Origin of the sequence: Gracilibacillus lacisalsi DSM 19029, assembly GCF_000377765.1 — a bacterium.
GTDB lineage: Bacteria > Bacillota > Bacilli > Bacillales > Amphibacillaceae > Gracilibacillus > Gracilibacillus lacisalsi.
This window is the reverse complement of record NZ_KB898668.1, coordinates 12,005-31,335: the sequence shown is the minus strand read 5'-3', so window position 1 is coordinate 31,335 and position 19,331 is coordinate 12,005. Positions and strand designations below refer to the sequence as shown.

Below are 19,331 nucleotides of genomic sequence, written 5' to 3'. Positions count from 1 at the left end.
TGCATTATTCCGCCATTCATGCTATATTTTATACAGATTTCATTTGATGCGGACAGAAAGAGTGGGCCTTCCCACTCTTTCTTCTTAGGTATCAACAAAGAGCGATATAGGGTTTTGATAAATCCCTTGCCATTATTGGCAAGGGATTTATCATTCCGACTTCACTAAATGTGAATGGTTCCATGAAACTTGTTGGGCTACATAGATTATTTATCAACTTTAAATTTTTGAACAGCGTTTATCGGAAAAATAAATATAATGAACACCCAACATTTGTATTAGAGCCCTTTTATCACAGTGTTAATCGTCCGTAAATGACTCGCTTCAAGGTCTAATAAATCGAAAAAATTTGGGAGGATCAGGTGAGGTCTAACACTTTGATAAGGATTGCTAATTCTCAGTCTAGGACAACAAACTCACTGTGGGAAGTCTCACTTTATGTGTGTATCGTTTAATAAATATGGGAAATATATCTTAAAGAACATATTCGCAGTGGAGGAGGTATCAGAATGGCAAACAAGATAGTGCAGCAAACAGAAGAACTAGTTCAACCCATATTAGATGAGCTTTCTTTAGAACTTGTAGATATTGTCTATGAAAAAGAAGGACCAAATTGGTTTTTACGCGTATACATCGATAAGGATGGCGGTGTAGATATTGAAGAGTGTGGTCAAGTTTCTGAAAGGTTAAGTAGCGAGTTAGATGAGAAAGATCCTATTAATGAAGCATATTTCCTTGAAGTTTCTTCACCAGGCGTAGAACGTCCATTAAAAAAAGAGGCTGATTTCAAACAGCATATCGGAAAACATGTCTATGTAAAACTGTATGAGCCGATTGCAGGTGAAAAGGAATTCACTGGAGATTTAGTTGGCTTCAAGGATGGTTACGCAACTATTCAATATAAAGAAAAAACGGTGCAAAAAGAAGTGGAAATTCCATTTGCCAAAATTGCGAAAGCTCGTCTAGCTGTAACTTTTGATTAAAGGGGGAGAAATTCGTGAACAGAGAATTGTTCGATGCGATGAATTATTTAGAAAAGGAAAAAGGAATTAACAAAGAGATTCTGATGGAAGCGTTAGAAGCTGCCTTAATTTCTGCTTATAAAAAGAATTTTAAATCAGCAACCAATGTTAGAGTGGATTTAAATGAGGAAGCTGGAACGATGGGTGTGTTTGCTCAAAAAGAAATTGTAGAAGAGGTAGAAGATCATAATCAACAAATTTCGCTTGAAGAAGCACATAATATTAATCCGGCATATGAGATTGGTGATGTAATAGAAATTGAAGTAACACCAAGAGATTTTGGTCGAATAGCTGCTCAAGCCGCAAAACAAGTGGTAACACAGCGAGTTCGAGAAGCAGAACGAGGCATCATCTACAATGAATATATTGACCGTGAAGAAGACATTATGAATGGTACGATTCAGCGGATGGACGGTCGTTTTATTTATGTAAATTTAGGTAAAGTCGAGGCCAAATTGCCAGAATCGGAATGTATGCCAACCGAGACATATCATGTTCATGACAGAATTAAAGTGTTTGTAACCAAAGTGGAAAATACGAATAAAGGACCTAATATTTTTGTATCCAGAACACATCCTGGTTTATTGAAGCGATTATTTGAAATGGAAGTACCGGAGATTTATGATGGAACCGTTGAAGTTAAATCTGTTGCGCGTGAAGCAGGAGATCGTTCTAAAATCTCTGTTCATGCGGAGGATCCAGAAATTGATCCAGTAGGGTCATGTGTTGGTCAAAAAGGACAAAGAGTACAAACGATTGTTGATGAATTAAAAGGAGAAAAAATTGACATTGTAGAATGGTCTGAGGACCCAGTAGTCTACGTATCCAACGCACTTAGCCCATCCAAGGTGATCCAAGTTAATGTTGATGAAGAGGAAAAGGCAACTACTGTAATCGTTCCAGATTATCAATTATCACTTGCGATTGGTAAACGAGGGCAAAATGCTAGATTGGCTGCCAAATTAACAGGTTGGAAAATTGATATTAAAAGTGAATCTGAAGCAAAAGAAGAAGGCCTAATTTCAGAAGAAGAAATTGAAGAAAGTCTAGAGGCCCTAGAATATGAGGATAGCTTGGAATATGAAGAATCCTACGAAGATATGGACGAAGATCTGTTTAAGTAAGGAGGTATTCATATGGCTAAAAAACGAAAGGTACCATTAAGAAAATGCGTCGTAACTCAAGAAATGATGCCTAAAGGGTCATTAATTCGAGTGGTGAAAACCAAAGAAGGTGAGGTATTTGTAGATCCTACTGGCAAGAGAAATGGGCGAGGAGCTTATGTGTCAAAGGATTTACAAGTAATCGACAAAGCAGAGAAAAATGGTGCGCTAGAAAAACAGTTAGAAATCAAGATTCCACAAGAAATATATGATGAATTAAGAAAACAGATTGAAGGCGAATAATGTGGTCAATCATAAATCTTATCTTAATATAATTGGATTAGCCAACCGTGCTGGAAAATGTACGTTTGGCGAAGAACTCATTGTCAAAGAAATTCAGTCAAAAAAGTCAAAAGTTGTATTAATTGCAAGTGATATAGGCGATCAGACTCGAAAGAAATTAACAGATAAATGTACGTTTTATCATATTCCGTATTTCTTCGTAGACGATCGAGAAACACTTTCACAAGCAGTTGGTAAATCAGGTCGTGTAGCTATTTCCATTCATGAAAATGGATTTGCGAAGAAATTAATTGCATTACTTGATGAAAATATTCGGGGGTGAACGTATGTCAAAAATACGAGTATATGAGTACGCTAAGCAAGTAAATAAAACCAGTAAGGAAGTTATTAATAAACTAAAAGAATTAGAGCTTCCGGTTTCCAACCACATGTCTACTATTTCTGATGAGATGAAAGCAAAGCTAGATCAAAGCTTTCAACCAAAGCCAAAAGAGCAACCAAAAAAGGCACAGGGTCATAAACAATCCAAAAACACAAAGCCCAATAATAATCAACAATCTAACAAGAAAAAGAATAATAAACATCAGAAAAACAATCAGAAAAACAATCAGAAAAACAACAAACCAGAGGCTAAAAAGCCAACTAATACTCAACCACAACAGCCTGAAAAAATAACTTACTCAGGTTCTATAACTGTTGGAGAACTGGCAGAAAAGTTAAATAAAGAGACAAATGAAATTATTAAAAAGCTTATGTTTTTAGGGGTTATGGCTACGAAAAACCAAGACCTTGATGAAGATGCTTTAGAATTAATTTGTGGTGAATATGGAGTAGAAGTAGAACAAGAAATTGAAATTGATAAAGCAGACCTTGAAACATATATTGAAGAAGATGATCCAGATAAATTAGAGGAACGTCCTCCAGTTGTAACGATTATGGGGCACGTAGACCACGGGAAAACTACTTTACTTGATTCTATTCGCCATACGAAAGTTACAGAGGGTGAAGCAGGCGGAATCACTCAACATATTGGTGCATACCAAGTAAGAGAAAACGATAAAAAAGTAACTTTCCTAGACACACCGGGCCACGCAGCATTTACGAGCATGCGTTCACGTGGTGCTCAAATTACAGACCTTGCTATTTTAGTAGTAGCAGCTGATGATGGTGTCATGCCTCAAACTGTTGAAGCGATCAACCATGCTAAGGCAGCGGAAGTACCAATAATTGTAGCAGTGAACAAAATGGATAAAGAAGGCGCAAATCCGGATCGTGTAATGCAAGAATTAACAGAATATGAATTAATCCCAGAAGACTGGGGTGGAGATACGATCTTCGTACAACTATCTGCGATAAAAGGAGAAGGAATCGATGACTTGTTAGAAATGATCCTCCTTGTAGCAGAAGTGGAAGAATTAAAAGCAAATCCAGACCGTCGTGCTAATGGTACAGTAATTGAAGCACAATTGGATAAAGGTCGAGGTTCTGTTGCATCATTACTTGTACAAAATGGTACACTAAAAGTAGGAGATCCGATTGTAGTTGGTAATACGTTTGGTCGTGTTCGTGCGATGGTAAATGATCTAGGTAAACGTATTAACTCAGCTGGACCTTCAACACCTGTTGAGATTACAGGTCTTAATGATGTGCCATTAGCAGGAGATCGATTTGTTGTATTTAAAGATGAAAAACAAGCGCGACAAATCGGTGAAATGAGACAAGAAAAACAATTGGAAGAAAAACGTGGTACACAATCTCGTGTCAGCTTGGATGACTTATTCGAACAAATTAAACAAGGTGATATCAAGGACATTAATGTGATTATTAAGGCAGACGTACAAGGATCTGCCGAAGCATTAGCTGCATCATTGCAAAAAATTGATGTAGAAGGTGTTAAAGTCAACATTATTCACACAGGTGTTGGCGCAATTAAAGAATCAGATATTATTCTCGCTTCAGCATCTAATGCTATTGTTATTGGGTTTAATGTTCGACCGGATAATAACGCGAAAAAAGCAGCAGAATCTGAAAATGTTGATATTCGTCTTCACCGTGTTATTTATAAAGCAATTGAAGAAGTAGAAGCTGCTATGAAAGGTCTCTTAGACCCTGAATATCAAGAAAAAGTAATTGGTCAAGTAGAAGTAAGAGAAATCTTTAAAGTGTCCAAAATTGGTACGATAGCAGGAGCTTATGTTACAGATGGAAAAGTCACGAGAGATTCTGGTGTTCGTTTAATTCGTGATGGTGTAGTCATCTATGAAGGTGAAATTGATACATTGAAACGCTATAAAGATGATGTCAAAGAAGTTGCCCAAAATTACGAATGTGGTATTACGATTAAAAACTACAATGATATTAAAGAAGGCGATATAATCGAAGCATATGTAATGGAGGAAATTGAAATTTAATGATTACCTATGCAGAAGTTGAAATCTTTTTGTATGAATGTCATTCGTTAAAGGATAAACGATCTGTATTAAAAAGAATTAAAAATCGTCTTAGTAAAGATTTAAATATTGCCATCTCTGAAATGGATTATCAAGACTTATGGCAACGATCTAAACTGGGAATAGTCACCGTCTCGGAGTCGAGTGAAATTGGTCAGCAAATTATCCAACAAGCACTAGGTATACTCGATTCCTTTACGGAAATTGAACGGACTATTACAAATACTGAAATAAGATGAAGTAAGCTAGGAAAGAGGTGATACAGATGGGGGAACTACGCTCTAATCGAGTCGCCGAACAAATGAAAAAAGAGCTTGGTGATATCATATCCCGCAAAATCAAAGATCCTCGAGTAGGATTTGTTACCATCACAGATGTAGAAGTTACCGGAGACTTGCAGCAGGCAAAGGTATTTATCTCGGTTTTAGGGGATGAAAATAAAAGGCAAGATACGTTAATTGGTCTTGCCAAAGCAAAAGGGTTTATCCGTTCAGAAATTGGTAAACGAATCAGGTTAAGAAAGACACCTGAATTAATGTTTGACTTTGACGATACAATTGAACGAGGTAACCGAATTGAGCATATCCTGAGAGAATTAAACGAGTCTGAAAAAGAACAGTAAGAATGGAAAACCCTTGTCTTTCAACAAGGGTTTTCTGACTGAAACAACGAAATTAAACAGTATACATAAACTGTGCAGTAACTTAAGTAAGGATATGCTCTCTTCCGTACTGAATTTTTGCTGAGTGCATAACCATCGCTAAGGAAAAAACGATGAATTATACTTTTTTTGTCTACAATATATAGAGTGGAGGTGACGTATGGACGGGATTTTACCATTATGGAAAAGTAAAGGAATGACATCACATGATTGTGTTTTTAAGGTAAGAAAATTACTTGGCACCAAAAAGGTAGGGCATACAGGTACTTTAGATCCGGAAGTAGAAGGGGTTCTACCTATTTGTATAGGGGAAGCGACCAAAATTGTTCCTTATTTAACAGATACGACAAAAACATATCGAGCAACGGCAACATTAGGCTACTCTACCGATACAGAAGACCACACAGGTGAAATTCAGCAAGATGAGAACGTTGCAATCGAAGTATCGAAAGAAGCTATTCTTCGAGTAATACAAGAATTCTGTGGGGTCATTACCCAGCAAGTTCCTTTATATTCTGCAGTTAGAGTGAATGGCAAAAAGCTTTATGAATATGCAAGAGCCAATGAACCAGTTGAAAGACCGTTTCGTCAAGTGAAGATTCACAATATTCGTTTTATGTCTACTACATATGATAAAGTAAAGAAGACGCAATCAGTAGAATTTGAAGTTACATGTTCAAAAGGTACATATATCCGTACACTATGTGTTGATATTGGAAAAGCTTTAGGATTCCCATCCCATATGTCACATTTAGTGAGAATAGCTACAGGGAATTTATCAGAACAAGATACAGTTACTCTTGACCAAATTCAAGAGTGCTTGGATCAAAACCAACCAGTACCACTTATATCGATCAATCAAGGTCTTGCTCATCTAGATAATTGGGCAATCGACGAAAAAACGATGGAAAAAGTTTTACATGGGCAAAAGTTACCATTACCTAGCCCAATGCCTAAGACACCTTTTTTTCGCGTAACCTTTCACGATAGAATGGTAGCTATATATCAAGTACATGATAATAAGAAAGAAATAAAACCAGCACGTGTTTTCAGATTGAATGAAAGAAAGTAGGTGAGACAGGTGGAAGTGCAATCACTTGTATATCCCCATGACTTAAAAAGAGAAAATTTGCCGGATACTGTAGCTGCTATTGGATTTTTTGATGGGGTTCATAAGGGACACCAGGCAGTAATACAACAAGCAATGAATATTGCCAACCAATCAAAAAAAGAATCTGCAGTAATTACTTTTGATCCGCATCCTTCTGTAGTATTACAAAAACCAAAAGAACAAGTGCGCTATATTACCCCTATTGATGATAAAATTAAAAAGATGGAAGCATCAGGGGTGGATCGTGTATATATTATTCGATTTGATCAATCATTAGCGAAATTAACACCAAAACAATTTATTGACCATTTTATTGTAAATCTACATATTTCTCACTTAGTGGCGGGATTTGATTTTACGTTTGGACATAAAGGTTCAGGTAATATGGAAAATATTCATGAGTTTACTGGTAATGAACTGGAGATTACAACGATCAGCAGATTAGATTATCAGGAAGAAAAAATTAGTTCAACTAGAATCCGTCATGAGTTGAAGCAAGGGAATATGGAAAGAGCAGAGATCTTACTTGGAAGGCCCTATTCTTTAACTGGAGAAGTTATTCATGGAGATAAACGTGGTCGAACAATTGGCTATCCAACTGCAAACATCAAAATAGAGGATTATTATTTTTTACCTAGAATTGGTGTATATGCTGTGGAAGTAGAAGTTGGAGATAAGCATTATTATGGTATGGCAAACCTTGGATATAACCCAACATTTACAGATGATCGGGAAAATACAAAACTTGAAGTACACATATTCGATTTTGATGAGAATATTTATGGCGAACAGATAGTCGTCTATTGGAAAAAGTTTATTCGAGATGAAGAAAAGTTCTCTGGAATCGATGAATTGGTAGAGAAGCTGAAAGATGATGAAGACCAAAGTCGTGAATTTTTTGCAATAAATGAATAAAACCACTTGCATTTTAAGTCGAAAAGTTGTAACCTTTAATACGGAAACCATCCACTTGGCAATTCGATTTCTCCGGCGATTGCTAGGGGATAGGGGTTCAACCTGAAATAATAGGAGGTGAATAGGATGGCTATTACACAAGAGCGTAAAAACGAAATCATCAATGAATTCAAAACACATGAGAACGACACTGGTTCACCAGAAGTTCAAATTGCTGTCCTTACTGAGGAAATCAATAATTTGAATAACCACTTACGTACTCATAAGAAAGATCACCACTCACGTCGTGGTCTATTAAAAATGGTAGGTAAACGTCGTAACTTGTTAAACTATTTACGTAACAAAGATGTTGCTCGTTACCGTACACTAATTCAAAAATTAGGTTTACGTCGATAAACCAACTAAAAAGCGGGAGTGATCCCGCTTTTTCTGTATGTAAAAAACTAGTGAAACACAACCTAATACGGAATAAGTATATTTTTTCTTGATGTTGATGAAATAAATGAATAACATATTGATTATTTCTAGGCAAAATAGAAAATACTAATACTATTCCGAATAATGTTTAATCAATAGAACTAGTTACATATGTGGAAACAACATGCTAAAATAAAAAGTAGTCATGTACAAGCATAGTTGTTTTGAGAGGAGTACTATAATGGTAGAAGAAAAGAAAGTATTTTCAACTGAAATCGCTGGTCAACCGTTCCGAGTGGAAATTGGTGAACTAGCCAAGCAAGCAAATGGAGCATGTATGGTGCATTATGGTGATACTGCTGTATTAGCAACTGCAACTGCTTCAAAAGAACCAAAGGATTTACCTTTCTTCCCGTTAACCGTCAATTATGAAGAACGTTTATACGCGGTTGGGAAAATTCCGGGAGGATTCATCAAAAGAGAAGGTAGACCTAGTGAAAAAGCTGTATTAACGTCAAGACTGATTGACCGTCCGATCCGCCCGTTGTTCCCAGATGGTTTCCGAAATGAGGTACAGGTGATTAGTACCGTAATGAGTGTGGATCAAAACTTGCCATCTGAAATCGCGGCAATGATCGGTTCATCGATTGCTTTAAGTGTATCTGATATTCCTTTTGGAGGACCTATTGCTGGTGTTGTAGTAGGAAGAGTCGATGGAAATTTCGTTGTTAATCCAACATTGGAAGAACGTGAAAAAAGTGATATTGATCTAACAGTAGCTGGTACTAAAGATGCGATTAACATGGTTGAAGCAGGAGCAAATGAAGTACCGGAAGAAATTATGTTAGAAGCGATCATGTTTGGTCATGAAGAAATCAAACGATTAATTGCTTTTCAAGAAGAAATCATTGAAGCATTACAAGTAGAGAAGATGGAAATTCAATTATTCGAAGTTAATGATTCCATTGTAGAAGAAGTAGAAAATAAAGCAAAAGCTCGACTTGTGGAAGCAATTCAAGTACAAGAAAAGCATGCGCGCGAGGAAGCAATTGAACAAGTAAAAGCAGAAATAAAAGAAGAGTATGAAGAAGCTGAGGCAGACGCTGATACATTAAAACAAGTAGCTACTGTATTAGACAAGATTGTTAAAGAAGAAGTTCGTCGTTTAATTACGAAAGAAAAAGTACGTCCCGATGGAAGAAAAATTGACGAAATCAGACCGTTGTCTTCAAGAATTGGTGTCTTACCTCGTACTCACGGTTCTGGATTATTTACACGTGGTCAAACTCAAGCATTAAGTGTATGTACATTAGGTGCATTAGGAGATGTACAAATCTTAGATGGTTTGGATGCAGAGGAATCAAAACGATTTATGCACCACTATAATTTCCCATCTTTCAGTGTAGGGGAAACTGGACCAATCCGTGGACCGGGACGACGTGAAATCGGTCATGGTGCATTGGGTGAACGTGCATTAGAAAAAGTAATACCAGATGAAAAAGAATTTCCTTATACCGTTCGTCTTGTTTCAGAAGTATTGGAATCTAATGGTTCAACGTCTCAAGCAAGTATTTGTGCAAGTACATTGGCAATGATGGATGCAGGTGTTCCGATTAAAGCACCAGTAGCTGGTATAGCGATGGGGCTTGTTAAATCTGGTGAAGATTATACGATCTTAAGTGATATCCAAGGTATGGAAGACTTCTTAGGAGATATGGACTTCAAAGTAGCGGGTACTGAAAAAGGTGTTACAGCGTTGCAAATGGATATTAAGATTGAAGGCTTATCACGTGAAATCCTTGATGAGGCTCTAACACAAGCGAAAAAGGGACGTATGCACATCCTTTCTCATATGTTAGAAACAATTCAAGAGCCTAAACATGAATTATCTGATTATGCTCCGAAAATTTTAACAATGGATATTAATCCAGATAAAATTCGTGATGTGATTGGTCCAAGTGGTAAACAAATCAATCAAATTATTGAAGAGACTGGTGTCAAAATTGACATTGAGCAAGATGGACATGTCTTTATTTCTTCAACTGATACAGAGATGAACAAAAAAGCTCAGAAATTAATTGAAGATATAGTACGTGAAGTAGAGGTTGGACAAATGTACCTCGGTACAGTGAAACGTATTGAAAAATTTGGTGCTTTTGTAGAATTATTTAAAGGAAAAGAAGGATTAGTGCACATCTCAGAATTAGCCGAGGAAAGAATCGGCAAAGTAGAGGATGTAGTGTCAATTGGCGATCAGATTATGGTTAAAGTAAAAGAAATTGACCGTCAAGGACGCATCAATCTTTCAAGAAAAGCAGTACTTATCGAACAAAAAGAAAACAATTAATCAATGAAGAAGCTGGCCAACCAGTTTCTTTTTTTAAACCTTCAGGTAAAGGATTACATCATACATAAACTGCGCAGTAACGAGGACAAGGAATTGCTCTCTACCATCATTCTTGATTTAGAGAGTGCATTCAAACCGCTCCGGCAGAATACTGCGCTTTCCGTGGGCGGTTTTTAGCTAACTTTGCGAAGAAAACCACTTTGCAAAGTGGATCTTCAGCTCTCGTGAGTCCCACAGGAGTCTCCGTATTCTGCCTACGCTATTTTTGTTCTCTGATTATAAAAAGAAATGAACTTATGGAACTAACTTTTTTGTTTTACTACAGTTCTAATCGGCTGTAATTCTGCTACATATGGTGGAGAAATCGACTGGTTGATTTCTGATTAGTGTTGTGGAGCATTTCTTAACGAAGGCCGCTCACTTTCACTCCTGTGGGAATTGTTTGACCTGAAGATCCACTTTTTCGAGCGGTTTTTGCTCGAAAAAGTTAGCTGAAGGGCAATCCCCACGGAAAGGGAAGTGGGCAGCCGGAGTGGTAGTTATTCATCACGATATATTTCAAAATTATGTCTTAGGTGACCGCACATCTAATTACCACATTACTTCGCAGTTTGTATCTACTACGCAAATTAGGTACTAGCATAGTTTTAGGAGGATTTTGATTTGTTACATCGTAAGGAATGCAGTAATGGGATGCGAATTGTATTGGAAGAAATCACATCTGTCAGATCAGTAACTATCGGTATTTGGGTTAAAACCGGTTCAAGAGATGAATCGACAGAACTAAACGGCATATCTCATTTTATCGAGCATATGTTATTTAAAGGAACAGAAAATCGAACATCACAGGAAATTGCGGAAGCGTTTGATGGCATAGGTGGCGAAATTAATGCGTTCACTTCAAAAGAATACACCTGCTTTTATGCCAAAGTCCTCGATACGCATAAAGAATTGGCAATCGAAATTTTAGCAGACATGTTACTTCACTCTACTTTTGATCAAACAGAGATGGAAAGAGAAAAGAATGTAGTGTTAGAAGAGATTAATATGACAGAGGATACACCGGATGACATTATCCATGATTTATTAGCAGAGGCAGCATACCAACAACATCCATTGGCAAAACCAATATTAGGTTCTAAGTCTACCGTTAATCAACTAGCACAACAAGATATATTTCAATATATGCAAAATCACTATGTTCCTGAGAATATTGTGGTTTCGATCGTCGGTAATGCGAATTCCAGTTTTATTAAAACAGTGGAAGATACGTTAACTGTAGAAAATCAATCATTACCCGATAAAAAAGGTGCAAGCAAACCAGTATTTTATCCTAAGCAAATTTCACAAACGAAAGAAACAGAACAAGCACACCTCTGTCTAGGATATGAAGGTGTAGGGATAGAAGATAACCTTGAATATGCCATGATGATTGTTAATAATGTCTTAGGTGGTAGTATGAGTTCTAGATTGTTCCAAGAAATAAGAGAAAAAGAAGGGATGGCATACTCCATTTTTTCTTATCATAGTGCTTTTGTTGATAGTGGTTTGTTAACCATTTATGCGGGAACTTCGAAAAATCAGTTGTATATTGTTCAAGATAAAATATACTATATTGTCGATCAATTGAGGATGAATGGTTTATCTAATAAAGAGTGGCAAAACAGTAAAGAACAATTAAAAGGACTATATATGTTAAGTCTCGAAAGTACAAATAGTAAAATGAGCCGAAATGCCAGAAATGAATTATTATTGCAAACTCATCCTTCCCTTGATGAAATAATGAAAAAAATTGATGAAGTCAAATTAGATGATGTTCAACAGATTCTTGATACATTGCAGTCTGATCGAGTTGCGACTGCCATTATTTCACCTGAATAATAGATTGGAGGTGTTAATGATGCGTTTTAATGATTTAAGCAGTAAAGAGTTGATTGACTTAACTACAGGTTCTAGATTGGGTGTTTTGGGACAAACAGATCTTGAAATTGATGAAAAAACAGGTCAAATCATTTCTTTTACCATTCCACAATACAGTATGTTTGGCTTAAGAAAGTCAGAATCTTATTCACGAATTGACTGGAAACAGATCAAAAAGATCGGTGACGATATGATTATTGTGGAAACAGATGAAGTGTAAAAAACGAAGCTAATCGAAGCTTCGTTTTTTATTTTAGATATTTTAATGCCATATTTCAGCACTTCTATGAGGATAATAATCCAAGTTTCTAGCTCTGGCATATGTTGTAGAGCAGATCTTAGCATAGGCTGCCCTCTTTCGTTCCTGTGGAAAAAGCTTTTCTTATTTCTTAGGATATTTGCCTCTTCACTTCTGTTCCATGTTTTCATATGATATTTTAGATAAGATTTATTGTTTAGATAGAGAGTTAGTGAGGTGACAAGATGCAGAAGACAAAACATATTGCAATTATTGGAGGCGATGCACGCTATTTGCCTTTAATACATGCACTTAAAACGATTGATAACTTAAGTATTCGCATATTAGGTTTTGAACAAGTAGAGCAAAGCTACACAGGTGTAATGCAGTCAACGATCGAGAATTTGGATACATCTCAATTAGATGGTGTCATATTACCGATTACCGGTATAGATGATGATGGCTTTGTCGAAACAATGTTTTCAAATGAAAAAATACAATTGACAGAGGAATGGTTTCAGTCATTACCAGAAGATTGTATAGTTTTCACTGGTATATCCAATCAAAAGCTGGATCAGCATATTAGCAACAACCGTTTACATTTGATCAAATTAATGGAAAGAGATGATGTTGCTATTTATAATTCCATCCCTACTGCCGAAGGAGCTATTATGCTTGCTATCAAACATACCGATTTCACCATTCATCATTCGAATGTATTCGTATTTGGATATGGGCGAGTTGGTGAAACGACTGCCAATAGCTTTGCTGGTCTTGGAGCTAATCTGGCGGTTATTTCCAAGCATGAAACTGATTTGGCACGCGTTTATGAAAAAGGATGGGAAGCGTATCCGTTAGACCAGATCGAGCAATATATAGATAAATGTCAAATTTTAATTAATACGATTCCTGCAAAAGTAGTAGATAAATCTCTTATTGAAAAAATGAATAGTCAGGCGATTATTATCGATTTAGCCTCCAAGCCTGGGGGAATTGATTTTGAATATGCTAAAACCAGAGGGATAGAAGCGATCCATGCTTTAGGTTTGCCGGGAATGGTAGCTCCGACAACCGCAGGCGAAATTCTGGCTGATCGCATAGCCAAAATACTATTCACCTCCTAACAGTAACACACAGATGATCTGGGCATATACTGGGCATATAACGTAAGCCCAATTGTGAACCCTGTGATTCTGTATCAAGATTACGAATATAGGAGGTATTTTAGTGGATTTTAAAGGGAAAAAGATTGGATTTGGTTTAACTGGATCACATTGTACTTATGCAGATGTTTTTCCACAAATGGAGAAATTAGTCGAGTTAGGTGCCGAATTAGTGCCAGTTGTTTCCTATACATTTAAAGAGACTGACAGTAAATTCGGTAAAGCTCAAGATCATATGGATCGCGTTAAAGAAATTACAGGTAGAGAACCGATCGCAACTATTGTAGATGCTGAACCGTTAGGACCGATCGAACCATTAGATGCTATGATATTAGCTCCTTTGACTGGTAATTCCATGAGCCGTCTCGCTAATGCCATAACCGACAGTCCTGTTCTGATGGCAACGAAAGCAACGATTAGAAATGGAAATCCAGTTGTCATTGGCGTTTCAACCAATGATGCGTTAGGCTTAAATGGTGTTAATTTAATGAGGTTAATGTCTACTAAGCTAATATATTTCGTACCATTTGGTCAGGACGATCCGATAAAGAAACCAAATTCAATGGTATCAGATATGACACTCATTCCGGAAACGGTAGAGAATGCTCTTGAATATAAGCAAATACAGCCAGTAGTTATAGAAAGAAACAAGTAATTATGATGAAATAATTAAAGAATAATCGATAATATGTTATGATAAAAAAGATAATCAAATTAAACATTGAATCAAATGGAAGGGGACAATAAACATGGCAACAGGACAACAATATAATGTGGCAGTAGTAGGTGCTACTGGTGCAGTAGGAGCAAAAATGCTAGAAACATTGGATAAAAAGAACTTTCCAATCAACGAATTACTGTTATTATCTTCTAAACGTTCAGCCGGAAAAGAAATGGAGTTTCAGGGTAAAACCTATACGGTGCAGGAAGCTACACCAGAAAGTTTCGAAGGTGTTGATATTGCTCTGTTTTCAGCTGGTGGATCAGTATCTAAAAAGTTAGCACCCGAAGCAGTAAAACGTGGTGCAGTAGTTGTTGACAATACAAGTGCATTCCGAATGGATCCTGAAGTACCACTAGTGGTACCAGAAGTAAATGAAGAAGATATCCAGAAGCATAATGGAATCATCGCAAACCCAAATTGTTCTACCATTCAAATGGTAGCTGCTCTTAAACCAGTTCAAGATAAGTTTGGTATGTCTAGAGTAATTGTTTCGACATATCAAGCAGTATCAGGAGCTGGAAATGAGGCCGTCGAGGAATTGCATTCTCAGTCCAAAGCTTTTTTAGATGGTGAAGAATTAAAGCCAGAATTATTACCTGTATCTGGGGAAAAACATCACTACCCAATTGCATTTAATGCATTACCTCAAATTGATGTTTTCCAAGAAAATGGATACACATTTGAAGAGATGAAAATGATCAATGAAACAAAGAAAATCATGCATGATGAATCTGTTCAAGTTGCAGCAACTTGTGTACGATTACCATTCTTTACATCTCATGCAGAAAGTGTATATGTTGAAGTTGATAAAGATGACGTAACCGTTGATCAGTTTAAAGAAGCAATTAGTAACGCGGATGGTGTTGTCTTAGAAGATGACCCAGCCAATCAAGTATATCCTACCCCGTTGGAAGCAGCAGGTAAGAGTGATGTGTTTGTAGGCCGTATCCGTAAAGATTTGGATAATGGGAAAGGATTTCACTTATGGGTAGTCTCCGATAACTTGTTAAAGGGAGCTGCTTGGAATTCCGTGCAAATTGCTGAATCTCTAATTAAAAATAACTGGCTCAATAAATAAATGAGGTGGGAACATGCGGGTATTGGTACAAAAATTTGGTGGTACATCTGTTAAAAATAAAGAATCCAGAGAATACGCGATTCGCCATATAAAAGAGGCACTAGCTGAAGGCTATAAGGTAGTTGTAGTTGTTTCAGCAATGGGGCGTTACCCTGAACCTTACTCAACAGATGCTTTATTATCATTAATCGATGGAAATCATTCTATGTTAAGTAATAAGGAGAAAGATTTATTATTGTCTTGTGGAGAAACCATTTCTGCGACGGTTTTTTCGCATGATTTACTGGAACATCAAATTCATTCTATTGCAATGACTGGTGGAGAAGCGGGTATTATTACGACTAGTAACTTTTCCAATGCCCAAATTAAAACGGTAGATACCAAACATTTATACGATGTTTTAAGTAACCATCAAGTAGTAGTTGTAGCTGGATTTCAAGGAAAAACGGAAAATAATGAAATAACAACCATTGGCAGGGGTGGGAGTGATACCTCTGCCACTGCATTGGCAGCAGCTTTACAAGCGGAGTATGTAGATATATTTACGGATGTGAATGGTATTATGACAGCAGATCCGCGGGTTGTTACGAAAGCACAAAAATTAGATACTATTTCCTATACAGAAATATGTAATTTAGCGTATCAAGGAGCAAAAGTTATCCATCCTCGTGCGGTAGAAATTGCGATGCAAGCAAATGTTCCAATTAGAGTGCGTGCTACAAAACTGAATGATAAAGGAACACTTATTACCAATATTCCTGAAACTGATTATTCGGAGAGTATACATGATCGTTTGGCTACAGGAATTGCATATGTTAATCAGATTACTCAGATAAAAATTCAAGAGGTGAAAGAACCGCAACAAATACACGTGAAAGTATTTAAAGCGATGGCTGAGGCGGGTATTTCTGTTGATTTTATCAATATATCACCAAATGGTGTAATATATACGATATTTGAACGAGACGAAGATTTAGCGAAGCAAGTTTTAGAGTCATTAGAGCTTGAACCGATTTTTACGAAAGATTGTGCAAAGATATCATTAGTTGGAGCAGGTATGTCAGGAGTGCCTGGAGTTACATCAAAAATCGTACAGACGTTAACTAATAAAAATATTCCGATTTTACAATCAGCAGATAGTCATCGAACTATATGGGTCTTAATTCAAAATGTCCATTTAGAAACAGCGCTTAATGCATTACATGAAGCTTTTCGATTAGAAAAATAAAAAATTGCAATTTTCTATTGATGAAATCGTATATTCATGGCATAATTATGTTCGCCATTTTTCTATATAAGATGTTGTTCAAAAAGTCACCAAATAATAAGCGGCGAATCTCTTCGTTAGCTTGTTTCTCCGTTGCTCACGTATTAAATGCATACGTTCCGCTACTTGAAACTGGGCCGCCTCGGCCTTCTTGCTTTTAATTTGGCAACTTTTTGAACACGCACTTTAGAGCGTATTGTAAATAAAAACCACTAAATGAAGCAAAATTATACTAATCAATGTTTAGCATTTGCAAATCAGGTGAAGGAGATTGGAAAGGAGATGGTGACATTATGGATTTCGGAAGACTGTTAACTGCAATGGTGACACCTTTTGATGAAAATAATCGTATGGATTTAAATATAACGACACAATTGATCGAACATTTGATTGCTACGGGATCAGATGGACTTGTTGTAGCAGGTACAACAGGTGAATCTCCAACGTTAAGCCATGAAGAAAAGATCACATTATTTAAACACGTCGTGAAAGTGGTGGATGGTCGAGTACCTATTATTGCTGGAACCGGAAGTAATAATACACAAGAGTCGATCGAACTAACCAAAGAAGCAGAACAAATAGGAATTGATGGTGCTCTAGTTGTAACCCCGTATTATAATAAACCCAATCAAGAAGGGTTATATCAGCACTATGCTGCGATCGCTAAAGAGACCAAATTACCAATTATGTTGTACAATATTCCTTCAAGAGCAGTCGTGCGCTTGAATGTAGAAACAGTTGTTGCTTTGTCACAAATCGAGAATATTGTGGCGGTTAAAGATTCTACTGGTGATCTGGATGGAATTGCTTCTATATTAGAACAGGCAGAGGACGGCTTTTCTGTATATAGTGGTGATGATTCACTAACCTTACCAATCCAATCTATTGGTGGTTCAGGGATTGTTTCCGTTTCTTCCCATATTATTGGTAAAGAAATGAAAGAAATGATTGAATTATTCGAACAAGGTAAAGTGAAAGAAGCAAGTCGACTTCATCGTAAGTTACTTCCGATCATGCGTGCATTATTTATGGCACCATCTCCTTCACCAGTCAAGTCTGCCTTGAAATACCAACAAATCAATGTAGGCTCTGTACGTTTACCATTAGTACCGTTATCGCCATTTGAGGAACAAAACTTATTTAGAGTAATTGAATCATTTCAATAATGGTTAGAACCTGTTTCCATCACGATGAAACAGGTTCTTTTCAACTGCAAAAAAATTGAACCAAATACATAAACTATAAAACAACTTAACCATAGCATATACCGGACTGAGTGCGGACATTTGTTCCGTTATTTGTGACAAAAGTTTCGTTTTTCGGTTGCCTGCGGACATCTATTCTGCTATTCACCAAAAATAGAACTAATTGAAGTCGAAATGAAGCAAATAAGGGATTAAATGTCCGCCAACACCGAAAGTTGGTGATTATTCCGACCAATAACGCACTAAATGTCCGCTCGCGAATTATTTTTCAAGGTTTAAATCAATAGGTTTCGAATCGAAAAATTTTTTCCATAACAGTTAAGGGTACAGAATGAAATAAGCTAGGTGGTTCATACTAATTACTACTATGATGAAAAGGGGTAATTAGGTATGAAACAACAAAAACAAGAAACAAAAGAAAAAGAATCGCAATCATCATCACTTGTTGAAAAGATTCAACAGTTAGGACAATCCACCATACCGAATGCACCAGACTCTAATATTCATGTGTTATCCATCATCGGTCAAGTGGAAGGGCATGTTCAATTGCCACCACAAAATAAAACAACCAAATATGAACATCTCATCCCACAGATAGTTGCAATCGAACAAAACCCGAAAATAGAAGGGCTAGTTGTGGTATTAAATACAGTCGGTGGTGATGTCGAAGCAGGTCTTGCTTTATCAGAAATGATTTCATCACTATCTAAACCAACTGTTTCTGTTGTGTTAGGTGGAGGTCACTCCATTGGTGTTCCGATAGCTGTATCAACCGATTATTCTTTCATCGCTCCATCAGCAACAATGACGATTCATCCAATTCGTCTTACAGGGCTTGTGATTGGTGTACCACAAACATTTGAATATATTGATAAAATGCAAGAACGAGTCCTTCAATTTGTAACTAGTCATTCCAATATTAAGGAAGACAAATTAAAAGAATTAATGTTCGAAAAAGGAAATTTAACAAGGGATATTGGTACAAATGTAGTCGGAGAAGATGCTGTGAAGTACGGTTTAATTAATGAAGTTGGCGGTATTAGTGGAGCAATGTCAAAACTTAATGAGTTAATCGAAGGGAAAAAGGATTCTCAGGAGTTGATCCAATGATATTATATACACCGCTTAGTTATGAGGATATTCATTATTCCGAACAAGATTACCAGCAATATGAAATAATTAGCTTCCAAAGCAAACCATGCTGTATCCAAAGGTTAGAGAACGGTGATATGCGAATTGTTCAATTATTATCTACAGATCCAAATGATTATTTAGCGGAACATTTCTCACCGGGAACGATTATTCCGAGTCATGAAAATCTTCAATAGAATATTCGTTCTATTTTTGATTCTATGCTATAATAGAAATCAGAAATAGAGCCTAATTAGACACCCTTGCTTACGAACA

At 36.7% G+C, this 19,331-nt stretch carries 20 protein-coding genes; all 20 read left to right on the top strand.

The window, feature by feature from the left end:
- Positions 1-509 precede the first annotated feature (509 nt).
- The 20 genes from rimP (at position 510) to D569_RS0111735 (ending at position 19,252) form a co-directional block, all read left to right on the top strand.
- Positions 510-983, top strand: coding sequence for a ribosome maturation factor RimP (rimP, locus tag D569_RS0111830; protein ID WP_018932634.1), 474 nt, complete (start codon positions 510-512; stop codon positions 981-983).
- A 14-nt stretch (positions 984-997) separates the two neighbouring features.
- Positions 998-2,146, top strand: a complete 1,149-nt coding sequence (gene nusA / locus D569_RS0111825; protein WP_018932633.1) for a transcription termination factor NusA — start codon at positions 998-1,000, stop codon at positions 2,144-2,146.
- A 12-nt stretch (positions 2,147-2,158) separates the two neighbouring features.
- Positions 2,159-2,428: an RNase P modulator RnpM gene (rnpM, locus tag D569_RS0111820; protein WP_018932632.1), complete on the top strand. Its 270-nt coding sequence runs from the start codon at positions 2,159-2,161 to the stop codon at positions 2,426-2,428.
- Between the two features lies 1 nt (position 2,429).
- On the top strand, positions 2,430-2,750 hold the full coding sequence (locus D569_RS0111815; protein ID WP_018932631.1) for a YlxQ family RNA-binding protein: 321 nt from the start codon (positions 2,430-2,432) through the stop codon (positions 2,748-2,750).
- Between the two features lie 4 nt (positions 2,751-2,754).
- Positions 2,755-4,839, top strand: a complete 2,085-nt coding sequence (gene infB, locus D569_RS0111810; RefSeq protein ID WP_018932630.1) for a translation initiation factor IF-2 — start codon at positions 2,755-2,757, stop codon at positions 4,837-4,839.
- On the top strand, positions 4,839-5,117 hold the full coding sequence (locus tag D569_RS0111805) for a DUF503 domain-containing protein (RefSeq protein WP_018932629.1): 279 nt from the start codon (positions 4,839-4,841) through the stop codon (positions 5,115-5,117). Before infB ends, D569_RS0111805 begins: the two co-directional genes overlap by 1 nt.
- 26 nt (positions 5,118-5,143) lie before the next feature.
- Entirely contained in the window at positions 5,144-5,500 is a 357-nt protein-coding gene (gene rbfA / locus D569_RS0111800; RefSeq protein ID WP_018932628.1) for a 30S ribosome-binding factor RbfA, read from the top strand.
- Positions 5,501-5,699: 199 nt separating this feature from the next.
- The gene (truB, locus tag D569_RS0111795; protein WP_018932627.1) at positions 5,700-6,611 is read left to right on the top strand and encodes a tRNA pseudouridine(55) synthase TruB; all 912 of its coding nucleotides are present in this window, start codon (positions 5,700-5,702) and stop codon (positions 6,609-6,611) included.
- Between the two features lie 9 nt (positions 6,612-6,620).
- Positions 6,621-7,565, top strand: a complete 945-nt coding sequence (locus D569_RS0111790) for a bifunctional riboflavin kinase/FAD synthetase (RefSeq protein ID WP_018932626.1) — start codon at positions 6,621-6,623, stop codon at positions 7,563-7,565.
- 126 nt (positions 7,566-7,691) lie between these two features.
- Entirely contained in the window at positions 7,692-7,961 is a 270-nt protein-coding gene (rpsO, locus tag D569_RS0111785) for a 30S ribosomal protein S15 (RefSeq protein ID WP_018932625.1), read from the top strand.
- 262 nt (positions 7,962-8,223) lie between these two features.
- On the top strand, positions 8,224-10,329 hold the full coding sequence (gene pnp, locus D569_RS0111780; RefSeq protein ID WP_018932624.1) for a polyribonucleotide nucleotidyltransferase: 2,106 nt from the start codon (positions 8,224-8,226) through the stop codon (positions 10,327-10,329).
- Positions 10,330-10,992: 663 nt separating this feature from the next.
- Entirely contained in the window at positions 10,993-12,210 is a 1,218-nt protein-coding gene (locus D569_RS0111775; RefSeq protein ID WP_018932623.1) for a M16 family metallopeptidase, read from the top strand.
- A gap of 19 nt (positions 12,211-12,229) precedes the next feature.
- Positions 12,230-12,469, top strand: coding sequence for a YlmC/YmxH family sporulation protein (locus D569_RS0111770; RefSeq protein WP_018932622.1), 240 nt, complete (start codon positions 12,230-12,232; stop codon positions 12,467-12,469).
- 263 nt (positions 12,470-12,732) lie between these two features.
- Positions 12,733-13,611 carry a dipicolinic acid synthetase subunit A gene (gene dpaA / locus D569_RS0111765; RefSeq protein WP_018932621.1) on the top strand — a complete coding sequence of 293 codons (879 nt, stop codon included), beginning with the start codon at positions 12,733-12,735 and terminating at the stop codon, positions 13,609-13,611.
- Positions 13,612-13,714: 103 nt separating this feature from the next.
- A complete protein-coding gene (locus D569_RS0111760) occupies positions 13,715-14,305 on the top strand; it encodes a dipicolinate synthase subunit B (RefSeq protein ID WP_018932620.1) in 591 nt (196 codons plus the stop codon).
- Positions 14,306-14,399: 94 nt separating this feature from the next.
- Positions 14,400-15,452: an aspartate-semialdehyde dehydrogenase gene (gene asd / locus D569_RS0111755; RefSeq protein WP_018932619.1), complete on the top strand. Its 1,053-nt coding sequence runs from the start codon at positions 14,400-14,402 to the stop codon at positions 15,450-15,452.
- Positions 15,453-15,465: 13 nt separating this feature from the next.
- Positions 15,466-16,680, top strand: coding sequence for an aspartate kinase (dapG, locus tag D569_RS0111750; RefSeq protein ID WP_018932618.1), 1,215 nt, complete (start codon positions 15,466-15,468; stop codon positions 16,678-16,680).
- A 329-nt stretch (positions 16,681-17,009) separates the two neighbouring features.
- Complete coding sequence (gene dapA, locus D569_RS0111745) at positions 17,010-17,885, top strand: 4-hydroxy-tetrahydrodipicolinate synthase (protein WP_026287311.1); 876 nt, start codon at positions 17,010-17,012, stop codon at positions 17,883-17,885.
- Between the two features lie 429 nt (positions 17,886-18,314).
- The gene (locus D569_RS0111740) at positions 18,315-19,034 is read left to right on the top strand and encodes a ClpP family protease (protein WP_018932616.1); all 720 of its coding nucleotides are present in this window, start codon (positions 18,315-18,317) and stop codon (positions 19,032-19,034) included.
- A complete protein-coding gene (locus D569_RS0111735) occupies positions 19,031-19,252 on the top strand; it encodes a YlzJ-like family protein (RefSeq protein ID WP_018932615.1) in 222 nt (73 codons plus the stop codon). Before D569_RS0111740 ends, D569_RS0111735 begins: the two co-directional genes overlap by 4 nt.
- Positions 19,253-19,331: the final 79 nt, after the last annotated feature.

What these genes read in the sequence shown, in the direction of transcription:
- rbfA (WP_018932628.1), top strand. Translation starts at nt 5,144, where the DNA reads ATGGGGGAACTACGCTCTAATCGAGTCGCCGAACAAATGAAAAAAGAG.
- rpsO (WP_018932625.1), top strand. Translation starts at nt 7,692, where the DNA reads ATGGCTATTACACAAGAGCGTAAAAACGAAATCATCAATGAATTCAAA.
- infB (WP_018932630.1), top strand. Translation starts at nt 2,755, where the DNA reads ATGTCAAAAATACGAGTATATGAGTACGCTAAGCAAGTAAATAAAACC.
- D569_RS0111735 (WP_018932615.1), top strand. Translation starts at nt 19,031, where the DNA reads ATGATATTATATACACCGCTTAGTTATGAGGATATTCATTATTCCGAA.
- rimP (WP_018932634.1), top strand. Translation starts at nt 510, where the DNA reads ATGGCAAACAAGATAGTGCAGCAAACAGAAGAACTAGTTCAACCCATA.
- pnp (WP_018932624.1), top strand. Translation starts at nt 8,224, where the DNA reads ATGGTAGAAGAAAAGAAAGTATTTTCAACTGAAATCGCTGGTCAACCG.
- D569_RS0111770 (WP_018932622.1), top strand. Translation starts at nt 12,230, where the DNA reads ATGCGTTTTAATGATTTAAGCAGTAAAGAGTTGATTGACTTAACTACA.
- dapG (WP_018932618.1), top strand. Translation starts at nt 15,466, where the DNA reads ATGCGGGTATTGGTACAAAAATTTGGTGGTACATCTGTTAAAAATAAA.
- D569_RS0111740 (WP_018932616.1), top strand. Translation starts at nt 18,315, where the DNA reads ATGAAACAACAAAAACAAGAAACAAAAGAAAAAGAATCGCAATCATCA.
- asd (WP_018932619.1), top strand. Translation starts at nt 14,400, where the DNA reads ATGGCAACAGGACAACAATATAATGTGGCAGTAGTAGGTGCTACTGGT.
- truB (WP_018932627.1), top strand. Translation starts at nt 5,700, where the DNA reads ATGGACGGGATTTTACCATTATGGAAAAGTAAAGGAATGACATCACAT.
- dpaA (WP_018932621.1), top strand. Translation starts at nt 12,733, where the DNA reads ATGCAGAAGACAAAACATATTGCAATTATTGGAGGCGATGCACGCTAT.
- D569_RS0111805 (WP_018932629.1), top strand. Translation starts at nt 4,839, where the DNA reads ATGATTACCTATGCAGAAGTTGAAATCTTTTTGTATGAATGTCATTCG.
- rnpM (WP_018932632.1), top strand. Translation starts at nt 2,159, where the DNA reads ATGGCTAAAAAACGAAAGGTACCATTAAGAAAATGCGTCGTAACTCAA.